The 15,640-nt window shown below is 48.0% G+C and carries 13 protein-coding genes, 5 tRNA genes, 1 pseudogene and 1 riboswitch; of the genes and pseudogenes, 3 read left to right on the top strand and 16 right to left on the bottom strand.

Features of this window, described 5'->3' with window-relative positions; genetic code table 11:
• Window positions 1–79: 79 nt before the first annotated feature.
• The 4 genes from alr to acpS all read right to left on the bottom strand — a co-directional run bounded on the left by alr (window position 80) and on the right by acpS (window position 3,447).
• Window positions 80–1,288 carry an alanine racemase gene (alr, locus tag EDC32_RS14975; RefSeq protein ID WP_132223511.1) on the bottom strand — a complete coding sequence of 403 codons (1,209 nt, stop codon included), beginning with the start codon at window positions 1,286–1,288 and terminating at the stop codon, window positions 80–82.
• Window positions 1,289–1,292: 4 nt separating this feature from the next.
• Window positions 1,293–1,721 carry a hypothetical protein gene (locus tag EDC32_RS14970; protein ID WP_132223508.1) on the bottom strand — a complete coding sequence of 143 codons (429 nt, stop codon included), beginning with the start codon at window positions 1,719–1,721 and terminating at the stop codon, window positions 1,293–1,295.
• Between the two features lie 118 nt (window positions 1,722–1,839).
• On the bottom strand, window positions 1,840–2,868 hold the full coding sequence (locus EDC32_RS14965; protein WP_132223505.1) for a LolA family protein: 1,029 nt from the start codon (window positions 2,866–2,868) through the stop codon (window positions 1,840–1,842).
• A gap of 195 nt (window positions 2,869–3,063) precedes the next feature.
• Window positions 3,064–3,447: a holo-ACP synthase gene (gene acpS / locus EDC32_RS14960; protein WP_132223502.1), complete on the bottom strand. Its 384-nt coding sequence runs from the start codon at window positions 3,445–3,447 to the stop codon at window positions 3,064–3,066.
• Between the two features lie 187 nt (window positions 3,448–3,634).
• Between acpS and EDC32_RS14955 the strand changes: the two genes are divergently transcribed.
• Window positions 3,635–3,922 (top strand): antibiotic biosynthesis monooxygenase family protein, encoded by a 288-nt coding sequence (locus EDC32_RS14955; RefSeq protein ID WP_132223499.1) that lies wholly within the window; start codon window positions 3,635–3,637, stop codon window positions 3,920–3,922.
• A gap of 52 nt (window positions 3,923–3,974) precedes the next feature.
• Window positions 3,975–4,430 (top strand): DUF2269 family protein, encoded by a 456-nt coding sequence (locus EDC32_RS14950; protein WP_132223496.1) that lies wholly within the window; start codon window positions 3,975–3,977, stop codon window positions 4,428–4,430.
• A 181-nt stretch (window positions 4,431–4,611) separates the two neighbouring features.
• On the opposite strand, the gene EDC32_RS14945 is transcribed toward EDC32_RS14950, so the two are convergent.
• Window positions 4,612–6,057: an amino acid permease gene (locus tag EDC32_RS14945; protein WP_132223493.1), complete on the bottom strand. Its 1,446-nt coding sequence runs from the start codon at window positions 6,055–6,057 to the stop codon at window positions 4,612–4,614.
• A gap of 114 nt (window positions 6,058–6,171) precedes the next feature.
• A riboswitch (Lysine riboswitch) is annotated at window positions 6,172–6,360 on the bottom strand.
• Between the two features lie 285 nt (window positions 6,361–6,645).
• Here EDC32_RS14945 and EDC32_RS14940 point away from each other — a divergent pair.
• Window positions 6,646–7,251, top strand: a complete 606-nt coding sequence (locus EDC32_RS14940) for a LysE family translocator (protein WP_158283405.1) — start codon at window positions 6,646–6,648, stop codon at window positions 7,249–7,251.
• Between the two features lie 106 nt (window positions 7,252–7,357).
• Here EDC32_RS14940 and EDC32_RS16675 read toward each other — a convergent pair.
• From EDC32_RS16675 to EDC32_RS14885, 11 genes and pseudogenes are all read right to left on the bottom strand, one after another.
• Window positions 7,358–7,468, bottom strand: a pseudogene (locus EDC32_RS16675) (aminoglycoside 6-adenylyltransferase); the annotation flags it as partial.
• 92 nt (window positions 7,469–7,560) lie between these two features.
• Window positions 7,561–9,387 (bottom strand): glutamine--fructose-6-phosphate transaminase (isomerizing), encoded by a 1,827-nt coding sequence (gene glmS / locus EDC32_RS14930; protein WP_132223486.1) that lies wholly within the window; start codon window positions 9,385–9,387, stop codon window positions 7,561–7,563.
• Window positions 9,388–9,761: 374 nt separating this feature from the next.
• Window positions 9,762–11,105, bottom strand: coding sequence for a phosphoglucosamine mutase (glmM, locus tag EDC32_RS14925; RefSeq protein ID WP_132223483.1), 1,344 nt, complete (start codon window positions 11,103–11,105; stop codon window positions 9,762–9,764).
• Between the two features lie 31 nt (window positions 11,106–11,136).
• A complete protein-coding gene (locus EDC32_RS14920; protein ID WP_132223480.1) occupies window positions 11,137–12,336 on the bottom strand; it encodes a CdaR family protein in 1,200 nt (399 codons plus the stop codon).
• Window positions 12,329–13,147 (bottom strand): diadenylate cyclase CdaA, encoded by an 819-nt coding sequence (gene cdaA, locus EDC32_RS14915; protein WP_022738691.1) that lies wholly within the window; start codon window positions 13,145–13,147, stop codon window positions 12,329–12,331. The genes EDC32_RS14920 and cdaA overlap by 8 nt, the downstream gene beginning before the upstream one ends.
• Before the next feature lie 473 nt (window positions 13,148–13,620).
• Complete coding sequence (gene rocF, locus EDC32_RS14910) at window positions 13,621–14,523, bottom strand: arginase (RefSeq protein WP_022738694.1); 903 nt, start codon at window positions 14,521–14,523, stop codon at window positions 13,621–13,623.
• A gap of 683 nt (window positions 14,524–15,206) precedes the next feature.
• Window positions 15,207–15,281 (bottom strand) — tRNA-Gly (locus tag EDC32_RS14905).
• A 10-nt stretch (window positions 15,282–15,291) separates the two neighbouring features.
• A tRNA-Lys gene (locus EDC32_RS14900) sits at window positions 15,292–15,364 on the bottom strand.
• A 7-nt stretch (window positions 15,365–15,371) separates the two neighbouring features.
• Window positions 15,372–15,448: transfer RNA gene (locus tag EDC32_RS14895), tRNA-Asp, on the bottom strand.
• Window positions 15,449–15,465: 17 nt separating this feature from the next.
• Window positions 15,466–15,541: transfer RNA gene (locus EDC32_RS14890), tRNA-Val, on the bottom strand.
• A 5-nt stretch (window positions 15,542–15,546) separates the two neighbouring features.
• A tRNA-Glu gene (locus EDC32_RS14885) sits at window positions 15,547–15,623 on the bottom strand.
• Window positions 15,624–15,640 lie beyond the last annotated feature (17 nt).

Genomic DNA, 15,640 nt, shown 5'->3' with positions numbered 1-15,640 from the left:
GCGATAGAGAAGGATTCAACAGGCATAGTTAAATGTATTCGTGCCGTCCGTTTAAATTCCTTCCCTTTCAATTGTAATACTAAAATTGTTCATCCTTGTCCAGTTGATTGTCCCACTGTCTTGGTGGATTGTATTGCAAACGGTTTATAAAGTCAACAATCTCTCCGTTTTTTATATAAAAACGGGGCAATCGATGGCTCAAGGCACAAACCACTTCATATGAGATCGTCTTCAAAAAACTCGCCACTTCATCCACGGTAATTCGCTCCCCGCCTTGTTGGCCGTAGATGACCACTTCATCTCCCACTTGTACAGGCATCACGTCTGTCACCTGGATCATCAACTGGTCCATGCAAATTCTACCGACGATTGGCACACGCTTTCCCTTTACCAGCACGTGACCCGCATTGGAAAGATGGCGGTTGATGCCATCCGCATAACCAACGGGCAAAACAGCAATCCATTCTTGACCCGAAACGGTGTACGTTTTTCCATAGCTCACGCCCGTGCCCCGCGGTGGTTTTTTCACATGGGCGACACGGCATTTGAGCGACAGCGCCTGCCGCAAATTTACCGTATCCCGCTTCACCTCCGCGGACGGATAAAAGCCATACATGCTGATGCCGATCCGTACCATATCAAATGCGCCCTCAGGCAATTGGATCGCACCTGCGCTGTTGGCGATGTGCACCAGCGGAATGTTGTACCGCTTCCGCACTTGGTTGACGACATCGGTGAAGCGCTGCAATTGAAAACGTGCATAATCATCCTCTTCTTCATCTGCCGTGGCATAGTGGGTGAAGATGCCTTCCACTTCCACATGGTCAAGGCCCTTCACTTGCGCCAGAAGGGGGGAAACTTCCTCAGGCAACACTCCCAACCGGCCCATTCCGGTATCCACTTTGACATGCACCCGCGCCGTCACTCCCAAGCGAACCGCTTCCTGTTCCACCGCTTCTAATATTTCGGAGCGGTAAACAGTTAGCGTCAACCCATTTCGCAAGGCGTAGCCGACGGCATGTGGGGGCGTGTATCCCAACACCAAAATCGGGGCGTCAATGCCTGCCTGACGAAGTTCCACTCCTTCATCGACAAACGCAACCGCCAAATGGCTCGCACCCGCTTCCAGCGCCGCACGAGCAACCGGGACAGCACCATGGCCATAACCATCGGCTTTAACAACGGCCATCACTCGGGTGCGCTGTGGCAGGTAGCGCCGAAACTCTTTAATATTGTGCATGATGGCATCAAGATCCACTTCAATCCATGTATCCCGACCATGAATCATCCTATCACCTTTTCCAACCACGTCGCACCACTTCCAACTGGACATTGAGTTCTTTTAAAAAGGCATCACTGACCAACAAAGGAAATCGTTTCCCTTTGACTCTGATTATATACGGCAAATCATACTCTTTTTCTATCTCATGGAGCCAAATAGTTTCCTCTTTGGTTCCCACTTTGGCCAGCAAACGGTCTTGGTACAGTTCATAGCTTGGTTTCGCCCATATCAAGTACAAAATGGGCACGATGAGCATCGCAAACACCGCCGAAAGAACCATCCCCACAACAAACCCCGGACTCCGAAACGGAAAAACGCTTAACACGAGCAACAAGCCGATTGCAAAAAATCCCGACTCCAGCAATTTGAGCACGCCGTTTTTCCTGTACAGCAACGTTGGGTACTTGGATTTCTCCACGATCAGTGCCTGTTTCGCCATCCTTTAACCTCATCCTTTTAGCAAGTCATTTCCACAACTAATCTGTATTATACCAGAGATTCGGCAGATATACGGACAAAAAAATGGACGACCTCCAGGCGGCAGTCCATTTGTTTCATTATTTGGATGACTGATTGTACGTAGAGTTTGCGATTTGCACGAGCTCATCCACAGACAGATTGCCAATTAATTCATAATCGACGCCGCCTTCCGTCCATGTGAGCCGCTTCCGTTCTCCCATCTCCAATAACACGCCCACGGTCTCCGCCAATTCGACCGGTTTGCCCATCAGAGGTAATCCTGCTTCCAATGCTTGTGGATGCCGCTCAGTCAGCGTGAATGATTTGTCGCCTTTGAAACGCATCACCACTACCGGCCCTTGCGGTGTTTGAATGGTTCGCTCGCTTTGCAGGCGAGTTCCCTGGGGAATGTATTCAGGTAGTACGGCTTCGATCTCTTTTTGTTTGGCAGAGGGTTTAGCCATCGCCTCCAGCGAAGTTTTGGAATCCTGAGGTAATTCCTCCAAGTTGCGTTTCATGTCAAACGCGTCTTTGTCAAAGGATGCGCCTTCTTTAAACCGGTCAAACTCCACCTTGATCAACTCTTCGTTCGATTCGCTCAACACCGCCACTTTGTGGGGGTTCAACTTGTGATCCAACCAGATCCGCTGCTTGTTTGCATGTTGGTTAAAAGGATATTTGGCAACCACTTCAAATTGGTATTGTTTTTTTCCGGCGCGAAAAGTGCGCTCATTGTCATCGATAATGCTTTGAATGACTGTTTGGTAAAGATAAACTTGCCCACCTGAATAAGGCCAGTCACTTTGGAACCGGAAACTCTTTTTGAGGTGCGGTGTCAGCACATACACCCCTTCTTCATTGCGCAACAAGATCTGGGTAATCCCTTTTTTCATGTTTTTGATCGCCACGCGGAAAAAATGCGGTTTTTTGTACCACACCTCTATATCGTACACTTGCGGTTCTTTGCCAGAGCGGATCGTCATTTTCCCGTGGCTAACATAAGACTCCATCTCTTCCGAACGCTTGGATAAGTCGCTCACGACTTCCTTAGCGTCTTTGACGCCGCATCCGGCCATACTCAATGCCAATGCAATGACTATCAGACTGAGCCAGACTTTCCGACACATAAGATCCTCCCTTTCGTCAATTTCCCGGGAAATGTGTCGGTTAGCAGGGGATCGTTTTTCTGGAAGAAGCTACACATTGCAACTTATATCTGGATCGACAAAGTGAAGACAGCATTCCCGCCCTCTCGGTAACATTCTCCCGCGGCTGTTTGTCCCTCCTAACCGCGTTATATATGTATGTCCCCCTAAGGGCAGTTATGCTTTATCCACCCGCTCGACCACAGCCATTGCTAACGCGTAATGTGCACTGTGCGAAATAGATAAATGCACAGTGGCTGCCCCTTCCGGGAATAAACGCTGAACCACCGCCTCCGCTAAAATAACACATGGCTTCCCTTGTCCATCATTCAACACGTCAATATCCTGAAACGAACAAGCACGGCCGATCCCTGTTCCCAATGCTTTGGAAATCGCTTCTTTGGCGGCAAACCGCCCCGCAACGTATTCCAGACAACGACGAGGCTGTTCAGGCATTCTCACCCATTCCTCCGCAGTCAAGATCCGACTGGCCAGTCGTTCACAACCCAGTCGCTTAATGCGTTCCAACTCGACGATATCGGTTCCAATCCCCCAAATCACTTGCTTCACCTCTCAAATAGAGCAAGCCCACAAAAAATAGCCCGCTGATTATCAAAAAGAGCATAACACAACGAAAAAGGGATCACCAACCGCTCTGTGAAGTTGAAATCCGTTTTTTTACTATCTTCCAATCGGTAAATTAATGGTATAGTAGATAAAGAATATAGTTTGATGAGGAGGCTTCTCTATGTATCAGGTGAATAACCGCATCAACATCACATCCCCCGATCATCTGGCGATGTTGCGGGAACGTTTCAGCAACGCAACCGAATCGATGAGCAGAGTTCCCGGTTTTGTCTCATTTCGTTTGTTGGAGGCGGAAGATGGTTCCCATATCCTTGTGGAAACCGTTTTCAAATCAAAAGAAGATTTTCGTGCATGGGTGGAAAGCGATCACTTTAAGCGCGCTCACGGCGGGCGTACCGGTGATGCCGACGGGCCTGATTTGAGTAGCTATTATGTAAGGATGACATAACCTTACCTGCGCTCATTCAATACCCAATGATTTACAAGGAGTGACTTTCTTCATGACTACAGGATTAGTTGTTAAATTTTTGCATGTGCTGTTCGTCGCCACTTGGTTTGGCGGCATCAGCATGATGGCCATGGTACTGCGCGACGCGACACGCTCCAACAATCTCGACACCATGTCGCGCGCATTAAATCGCGCCCAACGCTGGAATATGGGCATGTTTATGCCCCTTGCGGTGTTGGCCCTGATCACGGGTATATACATGATGATGCAAGTGGACGGTGAGATGCCGCTGTGGCTGATCGTCAAAGAGCGTCTCGGCAGCATGGTTATCCTTTTGTTCATCTTGTTTGTCGTCATTTACGGCCGCAAGGCGCTGAATCAAGTGCAAACCAGCGGCATCGAGAGTGCAAAAGCGCAGTCTATCATCAAGCGATACATCATGTTGCTTTATATATCACTATTGCTGATGGCGGTACTGATCTTCTTCGCCACCGTCAAATTGGCATAAACAAGCAAAAGCTTCATGGCTATTTGGTCATGAAGCTTTTTATTTGCCGCTACAAACAGGGCAGACGTCCTTCTTGCGTCGCTCTCCATTGCCATCTAGTCCGCTTACAAAAAAACCCCAGCGGAACACTTCGTTCGCACCGGGGTTGTTATTATTATCTTGTCGTGTGCAGCTTGTCTAATCAATCATCCAACTCGCATTTATCCAATGGGATGAGCTTGGTTTTCTTCGTCCATTTATAACCGAGATAAAAGGCCAAGAACACAGGAATACCGATATATGAAACCAACAGCCCATACCAGTCAATCGTTTGTCCCAACAATGCTTGGTAGTTTTGTCCCACAATCACGATCAAGCAGAGGGTAAAAGCAAACAGCGGCCCAAACGGGAACCACTTGGCTTTGTATGGCAGGTCGGCCAAGTCTCTTCCTTGACGCACATAGGCACGGCGGAAACGGTAGTGGCTAATCGCAATTCCCAGCCATGCGATAAAACCGGTCATGCCGGACGCGTTCAGCAACCAAATGTAGATCGTCCCTTCCCCAACCAACGAAGCGAGGAAAGCCAATCCTCCGATCAACGCCGTAGCCAACAACGCATAAATCGGCACGCCATTTTTCGTCAGTTTGGCAAAAATCTTTGGCGCCTTCCCTTCTTTAGCCAGCATCCACAACATTCTTGTGGAAGCGTACATCCCCGAGTTGCCAGCGGACAAGACAGACGTCAATATCACCGCATTCATCACGGAAGCGGCAAAGGCAAAACCAGCACGTTCAAACACCAGTGTGAACGGACTTTTGGCGATCGCATCTACATCTCCACCGGCTAAGTTCGGATGCGTATACGGAAGAATCGTGCCAATCACCAATATCGCCAAACCATAGAACAACAAGATTCGCCAAAACACTTGCCGAATCGCCCGCGGCACGTTTTTGCTCGGGTTCTCACTCTCCCCCGCGGCCACGCCGACCAGTTCTGTCCCTTGGAATGAAAAACCGGCAATCATAAATACGCTGATGATCCCCATCATCCCGCCACTAAACGGTGCTTCTCCCACCGTCCAGTTCTTGGTGCCGACGGCTTGTCCACCCAGAATGCCGACAATCATCAACAACCCGACTACAATAAAAATGATCACTGTTGCCACTTTGATAAAGGAGAACCAATACTCCGATTCACCATATCCTTTGACCGATAACGCATTCAAGACGAACATCAGCGCCAGAAACAACGCGCTCCATAAGATGGCAGGCGAATCAGGAAACCAATATTTCATGATAATCGATCCTGCCGACAATTCCACTGCAATGGTGATCGCCCAATTGTACCAATAATTCCAACCTAAAGCGAAACCGAAGGCCGGGTCGACAAAACGGCTGGCATATGTGCTAAAGGAGCCGGAGACTGGCATATAGGTGGCCAACTCCCCCAGGCTGGTCATCAAAAAGTACACCATTATACCAATGGCCAAATATGCGACCAACGCCCCTCCAGGACCTGCTTGTTGAATCGCGGAGCCGCTGGCCAAAAAGACACCTGTCCCGATGGAGCCGCCGATGGCAATCATCATCAGATGCCTGGCTTTTAAGTCACGTTTCAAATCGCCACCCGATTTTCCTCTGCTCATGAAAAAACACCTCTCTACTGTTATAGTATGGCGAGGTGGTCAGGATAATAAAAATACCGCCCAATGACGATGCACCTGATTTGGACGGCATATTACCATACCCACACCAAATCCCCGCAAGATAGCGCAACACATTTGCTTGGCAGGCAAATGTGACAGTGCTGCCCCTATTCGAGCACAGCCCCAGCCTCACTGATCAGAGAACACAATGAAGCTTCGGCGGTCTTTCCTTTCATTGATTTTCGCCGACTTCTCTGTGTCTCCAATCAACTACTCATAAAAACCGCGACCTCTACCTCACCGAAGAGATCCGATGAGGGTTTACCTATTCGATTTCTGGTTCATATGTAACGAGTATAAGCTAACCTTAGTCATTTTTCAATGTAAATATACAGGTAAAACATACTAAAACCATTTAATTAACTCAACCAAACGTATCGCTTATTTGTTCTGCAAGTGAAAAAACAGCATAAAAGCTTACCAAGCTTGCATTTAGTTTTCTGAGGATACTATTAAAGGCAAGTCCCGGCACGTATAAGCATACCATGTAGTAGTTTAATCAAGCGAAGCGGGATGGGAGAAACGCTGATGGAAAGTTGGTTTCATTTCTTGCTACTGGGTTTGGCCTTGTCCACCCCCGTTGGACCAGCCAATCTGGAGATGATCAAACTTGGCATGAATCGGGGATTTTATTTGTCATGGCTGGTGGGATTGGGTGACGTTTTTTCCAATCTGTTTTTCATGCTCATTCTGTTGTATGGGGTGTCAGATTGGCTTGTACATGAATGGGTACGCGCCATCTTCTCCATCATCGGTGGGCTTTTCCTCATTCAATTGGGCCTGCGTTCCAACTTGACCGTCTCGTTGCTTTCCGTTTCCTTTCCAGATCCGGTTTCAGCAATGATGAAAGGATTTTGTCTTGGCTTGATCAACCCCAGTGATCTGTTGTCTTGGCTTGGCATCTACAGTAGCATCAGTCAACAATCCATTGACTTCATCTGTTCCGCTTTTGCTTGGCTCCTGCTTGGCTCCTGTCTGTGGAACTCCTTGCTCTCCTTTGTGGTCAGCCATTGTCGGCATTTTGTCAAACCCACCTTTCTGCAAATCTTTATGCGAGGAGCGAGCCTGCTCCTAGCCGTCTATGGCGCCAGCTTCCTCATCCGGGGTGTAAGCCACTTCATTTTCAACGAATAAGCCGACCCACTCGCTCAAGGTGAACCCCTTTTTCAACGCAATCAGTTTAAAAAATGTAAGATTTCCTCTGTATTCGTGGTAATGACTTCATCAAAACTTGGATAAGGATAGCCAAGTCTTCCGGCTTTTTCATAAACAGGCGATGGCCAAATGCATCCAGCCAAAAATCATTCTCTTTAAATGAGTCAAGATCAGTGACAAAATAAGAGATATCATAACATGCCAACATAACACAGCATGTGCGATCTCCATAAAAAAATCCCTTCAGATAATCATATCTGAAGGGATTTTTTGATTCATCATTTTTTATTATTCGACCGTCACACTTTTCGCCAGGTTGCGTGGTTTATCCACATCGTAGCCACGCTCCACGCAAGCATAGTAGGCGAACAATTGCAATGGGATCACTGTCAGCACCGGTGTCAAGAGGTCAATCGTATTGGGGATGTGGATCACTTCATCCACCGTTTTCCGCAACTCGCTGTCCCCTTCTGTCGCGAGTCCCAGTACATGGGCTCCGCGTGCTTTCACCTCTTGAATGTTGCTTACCATTTTATCATACACGGCATGTTGCGTTGCGAGTGCCACCACCGGAATGCCTTCCTCAATCAACGCCAAGGTACCGTGCTTCAACTCACCTGCGGCATACGCTTCAGAATGAATGTAAGAAATCTCCTTCAGCTTGAGCGAACCTTCCAGTGCTACGGCATAATCCAAGCCCCGGCCCAAGAAGAAAAGATGCTCATTTTTCGCCATGCTGCGAGCAAACTGGGCAATCTGCTTTTCTTGCTTAAGCACATCTTCTGCATGTGTGGAAAGAGCCATCAAGTGGTTGACAATCTCACTCAATTGCTCCGCCGTTTTCGGCCCCCGCACTTGAGCCAAATAGAGGCCCAACAGGTAGATGGCAATCAATTGCGATGTGTAAGCTTTGGTGGAAGCAACCGCAATCTCTGGTCCTGCCCAAGTGATGATCACATCATCCGCTTCACGAGCGACGCTGGAACCAACCACATTGGTGATCGCAATGACGCGTGCACCTTGTTTTTTGGCCTCACGCAACGCTGCCAGCGTATCCGCCGTCTCACCAGACTGGCTCACCACTACCACCAAGGTTTTATCCGTGATAATCGGGTTACGGTAGCGGTACTCAGACGCTACATCACATTCAACCGGAATGCGGGCCAATTCTTCCAATACCGTCTTGCCGACCAATCCCGCATGGTAAGCCGTACCACAAGCGACAAAGTGGATTTTCTCAATGTCTTTGATCTGCTCCTTCGTCAAGCCGATCTCTTGCGACAGATCCACCACTCCGTCTTTTACCCGTCCACTCAACGTATCGCGAATCGCTTTGGGTTGCTCATGGATCTCTTTCATCATGAAGTGGTCATAGCCGCCTTTTTCCGCCGTGGCGATATCCCAGTTCACTTTCATCGTTTCCCGCTCAACCGGCGTGCCATCGACGCGCATCAATGTCACGCTATCCGGTTTCAAGATGGCCATTTCGCCATCTTCCAAGATGTACACATCACGGGTGTGCTTTAAAATCGCCGGAATGTCCGAAGCGATGAAATTCTCTCCGTCGCCTACTCCCACAACCAGCGGGCTTGCATAGCGAACCGCAACCAGCTTATCTGGCTCATACTCGCTGATTACGCCAAGTGCGTAGGCCCCTTCCAAACGGGCAACTGCTTTTTGCACAGTGGAGACAAGGTCACCGTCCCACAGCTCGGCCAAAAGCTTTGCCACGACCTCGGTGTCCGTTTCAGAGGTGAAAACATGCCCTTTTGCCATCAGCTCTTCTTTCAGCTCGATGTAATTCTCGATAATCCCGTTATGAACAATGGCAAACCGTCCCGCCATGTCCACATGAGGATGCGAGTTCTCATCAGATGGCTTTCCATGGGTTGCCCAACGTGTGTGTCCGATCCCCAGCACGCCTGGCAGGGATTCAACAGCCAACCGCTCTTCCAGATTGGCGAGGCGGCCTTTGGCTTTATTGACCTTGATCGTCTCGCCATTGTATACGGCCAACCCTGCAGAGTCATACCCACGGTACTCAAGCTTGCTGAGTCCTTCCAGCAAAATGGACTGAGCCTGCTTTTCACCAATGTAACCCACGATTCCGCACATATTAAATTGTACCCCCTAAAAGAATGGTTTGATGGTGTTGCAATGATTCTCTATTTATTGTTCCCTAAGTCCATTCACGCATCATACCGAGAGTTTTGTACAATGAGTCACCCCATTGGTTTGTCCCTCGGTTCCGCGGCTCTGATGCGAAGCCGGGAGGTATCCGCCGAAAATTCGATATGCCTCCACCTCGTCAACTGCGGCGCTACGTCCATGCCACAGTCCTGGCGCTTGACAACATAAAATCAAAGGCCCTTGTTTCTATGTTCATGCATTAAACATAAAAACAAAGGGATGTATTCATGTTATTCCAAAAGAAGCAAAATGTAAAGGGCGGCATTTCCGTCAAAATGCCGCCTAATCATACATTTATCTTACGAACCCAGCTGATTCCTAACGACATCAGCTATTTTCTCTACATGATTTTTCACAATTTGTTCATCTGGGCCTTCCGCCATCACACGGATCAGCGGTTCCGTTCCTGATGCACGCACCAATACGCGGCCATCGTTGCCCAGTTGCTTTTCCACTTCGCGAATGCTGTGTTGAATCGCTTCGTTTTGCTCCCAACCCTCTTTGGAATGCACGCGCACATTGACCAACACTTGCGGATATTGCTTCATAACACGAGCCAAATCACTGAGGGTTTGGGCTTTATCCTTCACCACGCGCAACAATTGGACTGCTGTCAACATCCCGTCACCCGTGGTGTTGTGATCCAGGAAAATGATGTGGCCGGATTGTTCCCCACCCAGGTTGTATCCGCCCTCTCGCATCTTCTCCATCACATAACGGTCTCCCACTTTTGTGCGCTCGGTTTTAATACCTAATTCATCCATGGCTTTAAAAAAGCCGATATTGCTCATGACGGTGGTGACAACGGTATTTCCGTTTAACTCGCCTTTTTCTTTCATATACCCGGCGCAGATGGACATAATCATGTCCCCATCGATCAGGTTGCCTTTTTCATCCACAGCAATGAGGCGGTCAGCATCACCGTCAAACGCCAAGCCAAGATGCGCTTGTTTGTTCAATACCTCTTGGCGCAACCGTTCTGGATGGGTCGAACCGCAGTCCACATTGATGTTGGTCCCGTCCGGATGGACACTCATCGCCGTCACATCAGCTCCCAAATCACGCAAAAGATGGGGCGCCAATTCATAAGCCGCGCCATTCGCACAGTCCACCACAATGTGCATACCACACAAATCCGTGTCGATGGTCGACTTCAAGTGCTCCAAATACGCCTTCACCGCATCGCGGTCATCCGTAATACGCCCGATTTGGTCGCCTGCTGGACGCGGTAACTCATCCTCTTTTGCGTCCAACAATTGCTCGATTTCGGCTTCGACTTCATCCAGCAATTTATAACCATCCGCACCAAAAAATTTGATGCCGTTATCTTCAAACGGATTATGGGAAGCGGAAATCATCACACCAGCATCCGCCTCCAGATGACGCGTGAGAAACGCCACGCCCGGGGTGCTCACCACTCCCAAACGGACGACGTCGCAACCCATCGACAGCATGCCAGCCATCAGGGATGCTTCCAGCATTTCGCCCGATAGGCGAGTGTCACGACCGATGACGATCTTGGGACGCTGTTTTCCTTTTGTCAACACATAGGCACCACAACGTCCCAGGCGGAAAGCCAATTCCGGAGTCAACTGTTGATTGGCTACTCCCCTAACCCCATCGGTTCCAAAATATTTACCCATGTTTTCTCCTCCTCGTTAACAAACCAAACCCTTATTCAGCAATTTTGATTTTTGCTTTTGGTTCTGGTTGCCCAACCACCTCGACATATGAAGGCAATATGAATTGGATCGGCACTTCATGAGTCCCTACAGGTAAATTGGATACATCGACCAGCGTTTTTATGTCTGTATGATTCAATTTTGCCAGTTGTGCAGGCGATCCGGAAAGGGTGACGTTCAGTTTACCACCCGCCGGTGAGATGATTTCCGCTGTGGCCCCTTCTCTGAGACCGGTCAGCTCTATGGGAATCTCTTTAAATGTTTTAGTCTCAGCACGAACCATTTTAACATAGATTTCTACCTGTTTGGGTTCCACTTTTATGGCACCCTCCTGAACAGGAATGGGTGCAAGAATCGTCTGATCCCGTTTCACATTGCTCAAATCCAGCTTAGGCCCGCTATAAACCTGCAAGTCTTCCAGGTAATCTTCCGGACCATATACTGTCACTTTGTTCACGTTGGTGGTAATTTCCTCCACCGCATAACCCGGCGGCGGTCCCTTTTCCACTCCCACTTGCAGCGGTACTTCTTTATTGGGGATATTGATCGGCACTTGTACATGAACCGTTTCGGGATTCACATCCACCTGTCGTAACACGCCTGATTCACCGTAAGCCTGAACCTGTAACTGTTTGTCAAATGATTGCTCCTGTTTGTTCAAATGAATCATGACTTTTACCGATGTGACTCGTTCGAGAGTAGACTCCGATCCACGAACCAATACTTTGGAAGGGTTGATAATCGGTTGGCTCACTTTGAACCCATCTGGCACATCACCAACAAACTCCGCCCGCACTATCATCTCTTTTTGTACTTTTTCTTCCAGATGAACTTTTATTTCTTTCGGCTCCACCTGTTTGGTCATCCCCTTGGGTAACCCCTCCACCTGCACCGGCAACGAATGTGTTCCTGCTCCCACATTTCTCGCATCAACAAACACTTGGTATGTACTAGGGAAGCGCTCCAGCTGAGCATCTTTGCCATACAAAGTCAGCATTACTTTTTGCGGCTGCTCTACCAATTCATAACGGTTTTTGTCATATTTCACGGCAACTGAAATATCCCGAATCTGCGTGCGGTCTCCATCTGTAGGGGCGGTGAAGGTCGCATCGGTAACAGACCCCCACAGCATGATAGCCAAGGCTACTGAAACCACGCGCAACAGCATATCATTTTGTACCCAGTTATTCATGCCGCTTTGCCTCCTTCTCCCTGCGCAACCAAAAGACCGGACTTTTCTCAGGCGGTTTCAGTTCTTCATATAAACGGGATACTAGCTGTTCTTCACTGATGTCCCTTTCCAATTGCCCCATTAGCGCCAATGAAATTTGCCCCGTTTCCTCAGAGACAATCACCATCACCGCATCAGAAATTTCGCTCAAACCGATCCCTGCGCGGTGGCGGGTACCAAGCTCTTTGCTGATGAAAGGATTTTCAGATAATGGCAAATAACATCCCGCAGCCATAAGCCGATCATGACGAATCACCACCGCTCCATCATGCAAGGGCGTGTTGGGAAAAAAGATATTTTTTAGCAGTTCCGAACTCAATTTTGCCTCGATTACCGTGCCGGTTTCTATATAATCACTTAAGCCGGTCTGCCGTTCAATGGCAATGAGCCCGCCAATTTTCCGCTTGGATAAAAAAGAAACAGCACGGGAGACTTCACCCACCACCATCGCTGCCATCTGATCTTCAATCTGGCTGGTGCGGCCAAAAATGCCACCCCGGCCCAACTGTTCCAAAGCACGGCGCAACTCCGGCTGAAAGATGATCATCACTGCGATCACCCCAACAGAAAACAGGTTCTCAATCAGCCATTGCAACGTGGCCAAATGGAACAGGTTGCTCATCAACCAGATTAATAATAGGACACTGATTCCTTTTAATAGTTGAACTGCTCTGGTTCCCCTAAGCAACATCAATAGGTGGTAAATGATATAACTGACAATTAATATATCTACAATATCATTGAGATAACTCGTTACACCCTCTATCTGCATTCCAACCCTCCATCACGTCCATCTCTTGTGTATTATGCTACATCGAGTGCTGTTTTTACCCTCTTTCATTATGGGGGAAAAGACCGAAAAAAGGAATGTCTATAAAAATGGTGCCCATTTCCATAATCAATGGTTTCTTCCACCAAGCTCTCATGTAAACGCCTTAGCATTCACTCTGTCTAGGATGTGTCTGGCAAAGCAAGTTGGTGGGGTCACGGAAAACCATTTCCCCGAGGAGCGCCTCGCCATGCGTGAAGCGAATGAGAAAAAGGTTTTGAGCCGCTGGCCTATTTATCACAAACCCCCTAGAGACAACATGAATTAGGCCTACATACATGATTCCAAAATAACATGATATTACACGAATAATAAGAATAAAAGAACTTTTTAAGCGCATAAAAATCCATTGCGCAAAAGCCACAAAAAAACACAACCTGCCATGAGGTTGCGTTTTGACTGTATCAAATAACCACTTATAGCACTTTTTGTCCGAAAACCGAACCCATCAGCGCCACCGCTACTTTCGCCGTCTGGTTTTCGCGATCCAGAATCGGGTTTACTTCAACAAACTCCGCTGACGTAAGAATCCCCGCTTCCGCCAGCATCTCCATCGCCAAATGGCTCTCACGGTATGTGATGCCTCCAGGTACAGGGGTGCCCACACCAGGTGCATCTTTCGGATCCAAGCCATCCAAATCCAAGCTGAGATGAACGCCATCCGTATCATGAGAGACGATACCAATCGCTTCATCCATCACCCGCGCCATGCCTAGCCGATCGATTTCATGCATCGTAAACACTTTGATTCCCAACTGAGCGATCAATTCCTTCTCGCCAGGGTCCAGCTCCCGCGCACCGATGATCACGGTGTTCTCCGGCCGCACTTTGGGCGCATATCCACTGATGTTCACCAAATCGGGATCACCAATCCCTAAGCTAACTGCCAAGGACATGCCATGGATATTTCCTGAAGGAGACGTTTTCCCGGTATTCAAATCTCCATGGGCGTCAAACCAAATCAAACCCATGTTGTTGTAATGTTTCGCCACCCCTGCAATGGTTCCGATCGCCATGCTGTGGTCACCGCCAAACACCAAAGGAAAACGCTTTCTTTCCACAACACTAGAAACCGTCTCTGATAACTTTTCACATACGTCCTTAATTTCAGTCAAATATTTTAATTTGGGGTTTCCGATTTGAATTGACTCAGGGCTGGGAACAGAAATATCCCCGATATCTTCCACTTCATAACCCAATTCCTCCAACAAGGACTGCGCGGAAGCATAGCGGATGGCACTCGGACCCATGTCCACACCACGACGTCCCTGTCCTAAGTCCATTGGCATCCCAATAATTGAAATCGGCTTTTTTTCCATTGCTATATCCCCTTTTCTATACAGACTAGGTGATACCATTGTATCACAGAGAATAGTTTACTAACAAAAATATTTTAGTTATAACAAACAATATTGTAATAATTATTCATTTTATAGTATATTCAATCAGGAAATTTCACCCTATTTACAACCTTATGTAAAAAGGCTCAGTCCTTAGTTTCTCAAAAATGTTTCAATCTTACATAAAACTTTAAATGTCTATGCTAAGTTGCTTTTTATAGCATATTAAACCACCATTTACCAACTAATTGTACAACATCTAGACGCGATACCACTCTGGCAAACCATGAAAAGGTCCATATCAATGAAAAATAACCCAAAAAATATTATGCCTCAGTCTACTGACATCTTAGCCAAGGTACAGGATATATCCAAGTAAATCGAATGAACAGACAAGTTGCCAACTAACGCCACAACACAATGAGATCTGAAGATAGGGCAAACCCAAGCCATATTCTGTTTACCATCCAAACACCTCATTTGCCATCTTGCTGTCGCCATTCACCATTGATTCACACTCATATTATGCCCCACCGTGTATGCAAAAATAGAAGCTTGCAAAGAAAATTAAGCTGTCCTCTACAATTAGAAAAGTGTCTTTGGAAAAAAGCCGTAAAAATAAAAAAACCTCCAGTTATCTGGAGGTTTTTCTTAATAAAGTTTGGAGCGGAAGACGGGATTCGAACCCGCGACCCTCGCCTTGGCAAGGCGATGCTCTACCCCTGAGCCACTTCCGCATATAACAAGTGAGCCATGAAGGACTCGAACCTTCGACACCCTGATTAAAAGTCAGGTGCTCTACCAACTGAGCTAATGGCTCAAATAACTGGCGGAGCTGACGGGATTCGAACCCGCGATCTCCTGCGTGACAGGCAGGCATGTTAGGCCTCTACACCACAGCTCCGCAAAGAAAAACATTCTTGGTGGACGCTGACGGGATCGAACCGCCGACCCTCTGCTTGTAAGGCAGATGCTCTCCCAGCTGAGCTAAGCGTCCACATATGGTGACCCGTAGGGGATTCGAACCCCTGCATGCTAGCGTGAAAGGCTAGTGTGTTAAACCGCTTCACCAACGGGCCATGTCTGGAGCTTCCTA

Origin of the sequence: Laceyella sacchari, assembly GCF_004343255.1 — a bacterium.
Lineage (GTDB): Bacteria > Bacillota > Bacilli > Thermoactinomycetales > Thermoactinomycetaceae > Laceyella > Laceyella sacchari.
Note: the sequence above shows the minus strand (reverse complement) of the source record. Positions and strands in the feature narration are given on the sequence as shown.

Excerpts from the sequence above, each read along its gene's own strand:
- glmS (WP_132223486.1), bottom strand. The coding sequence starts at position 9,387 with ATGTGCGGAATCGTGGGTTACATTGGTGAAAAGCAGGCTCAGTCCATT.
- EDC32_RS14945 (WP_132223493.1), bottom strand. The coding sequence starts at position 6,057 with ATGAGCAGAGGAAAATCGGGTGGCGATTTGAAACGTGACTTAAAAGCC.
- EDC32_RS14965 (WP_132223505.1), bottom strand. The coding sequence starts at position 2,868 with ATGTGTCGGAAAGTCTGGCTCAGTCTGATAGTCATTGCATTGGCATTG.
- alr (WP_132223511.1), bottom strand. The coding sequence starts at position 1,288 with ATGATTCATGGTCGGGATACATGGATTGAAGTGGATCTTGATGCCATC.
- EDC32_RS14920 (WP_132223480.1), bottom strand. The coding sequence starts at position 12,336 with ATGAATAACTGGGTACAAAATGATATGCTGTTGCGCGTGGTTTCAGTA.
- rocF (WP_022738694.1), bottom strand. The coding sequence starts at position 14,523 with ATGGAAAAAAAGCCGATTTCAATTATTGGGATGCCAATGGACTTAGGA.
- EDC32_RS14970 (WP_132223508.1), bottom strand. The coding sequence starts at position 1,721 with ATGGCGAAACAGGCACTGATCGTGGAGAAATCCAAGTACCCAACGTTG.
- glmM (WP_132223483.1), bottom strand. The coding sequence starts at position 11,105 with ATGGGTAAATATTTTGGAACCGATGGGGTTAGGGGAGTAGCCAATCAA.
- EDC32_RS14955 (WP_132223499.1), top strand. The coding sequence starts at position 3,635 with ATGTATCAGGTGAATAACCGCATCAACATCACATCCCCCGATCATCTG.
- cdaA (WP_022738691.1), bottom strand. The coding sequence starts at position 13,147 with ATGCAGATAGAGGGTGTAACGAGTTATCTCAATGATATTGTAGATATA.
- EDC32_RS14950 (WP_132223496.1), top strand. The coding sequence starts at position 3,975 with ATGACTACAGGATTAGTTGTTAAATTTTTGCATGTGCTGTTCGTCGCC.
- EDC32_RS14940 (WP_158283405.1), top strand. The coding sequence starts at position 6,646 with ATGGAAAGTTGGTTTCATTTCTTGCTACTGGGTTTGGCCTTGTCCACC.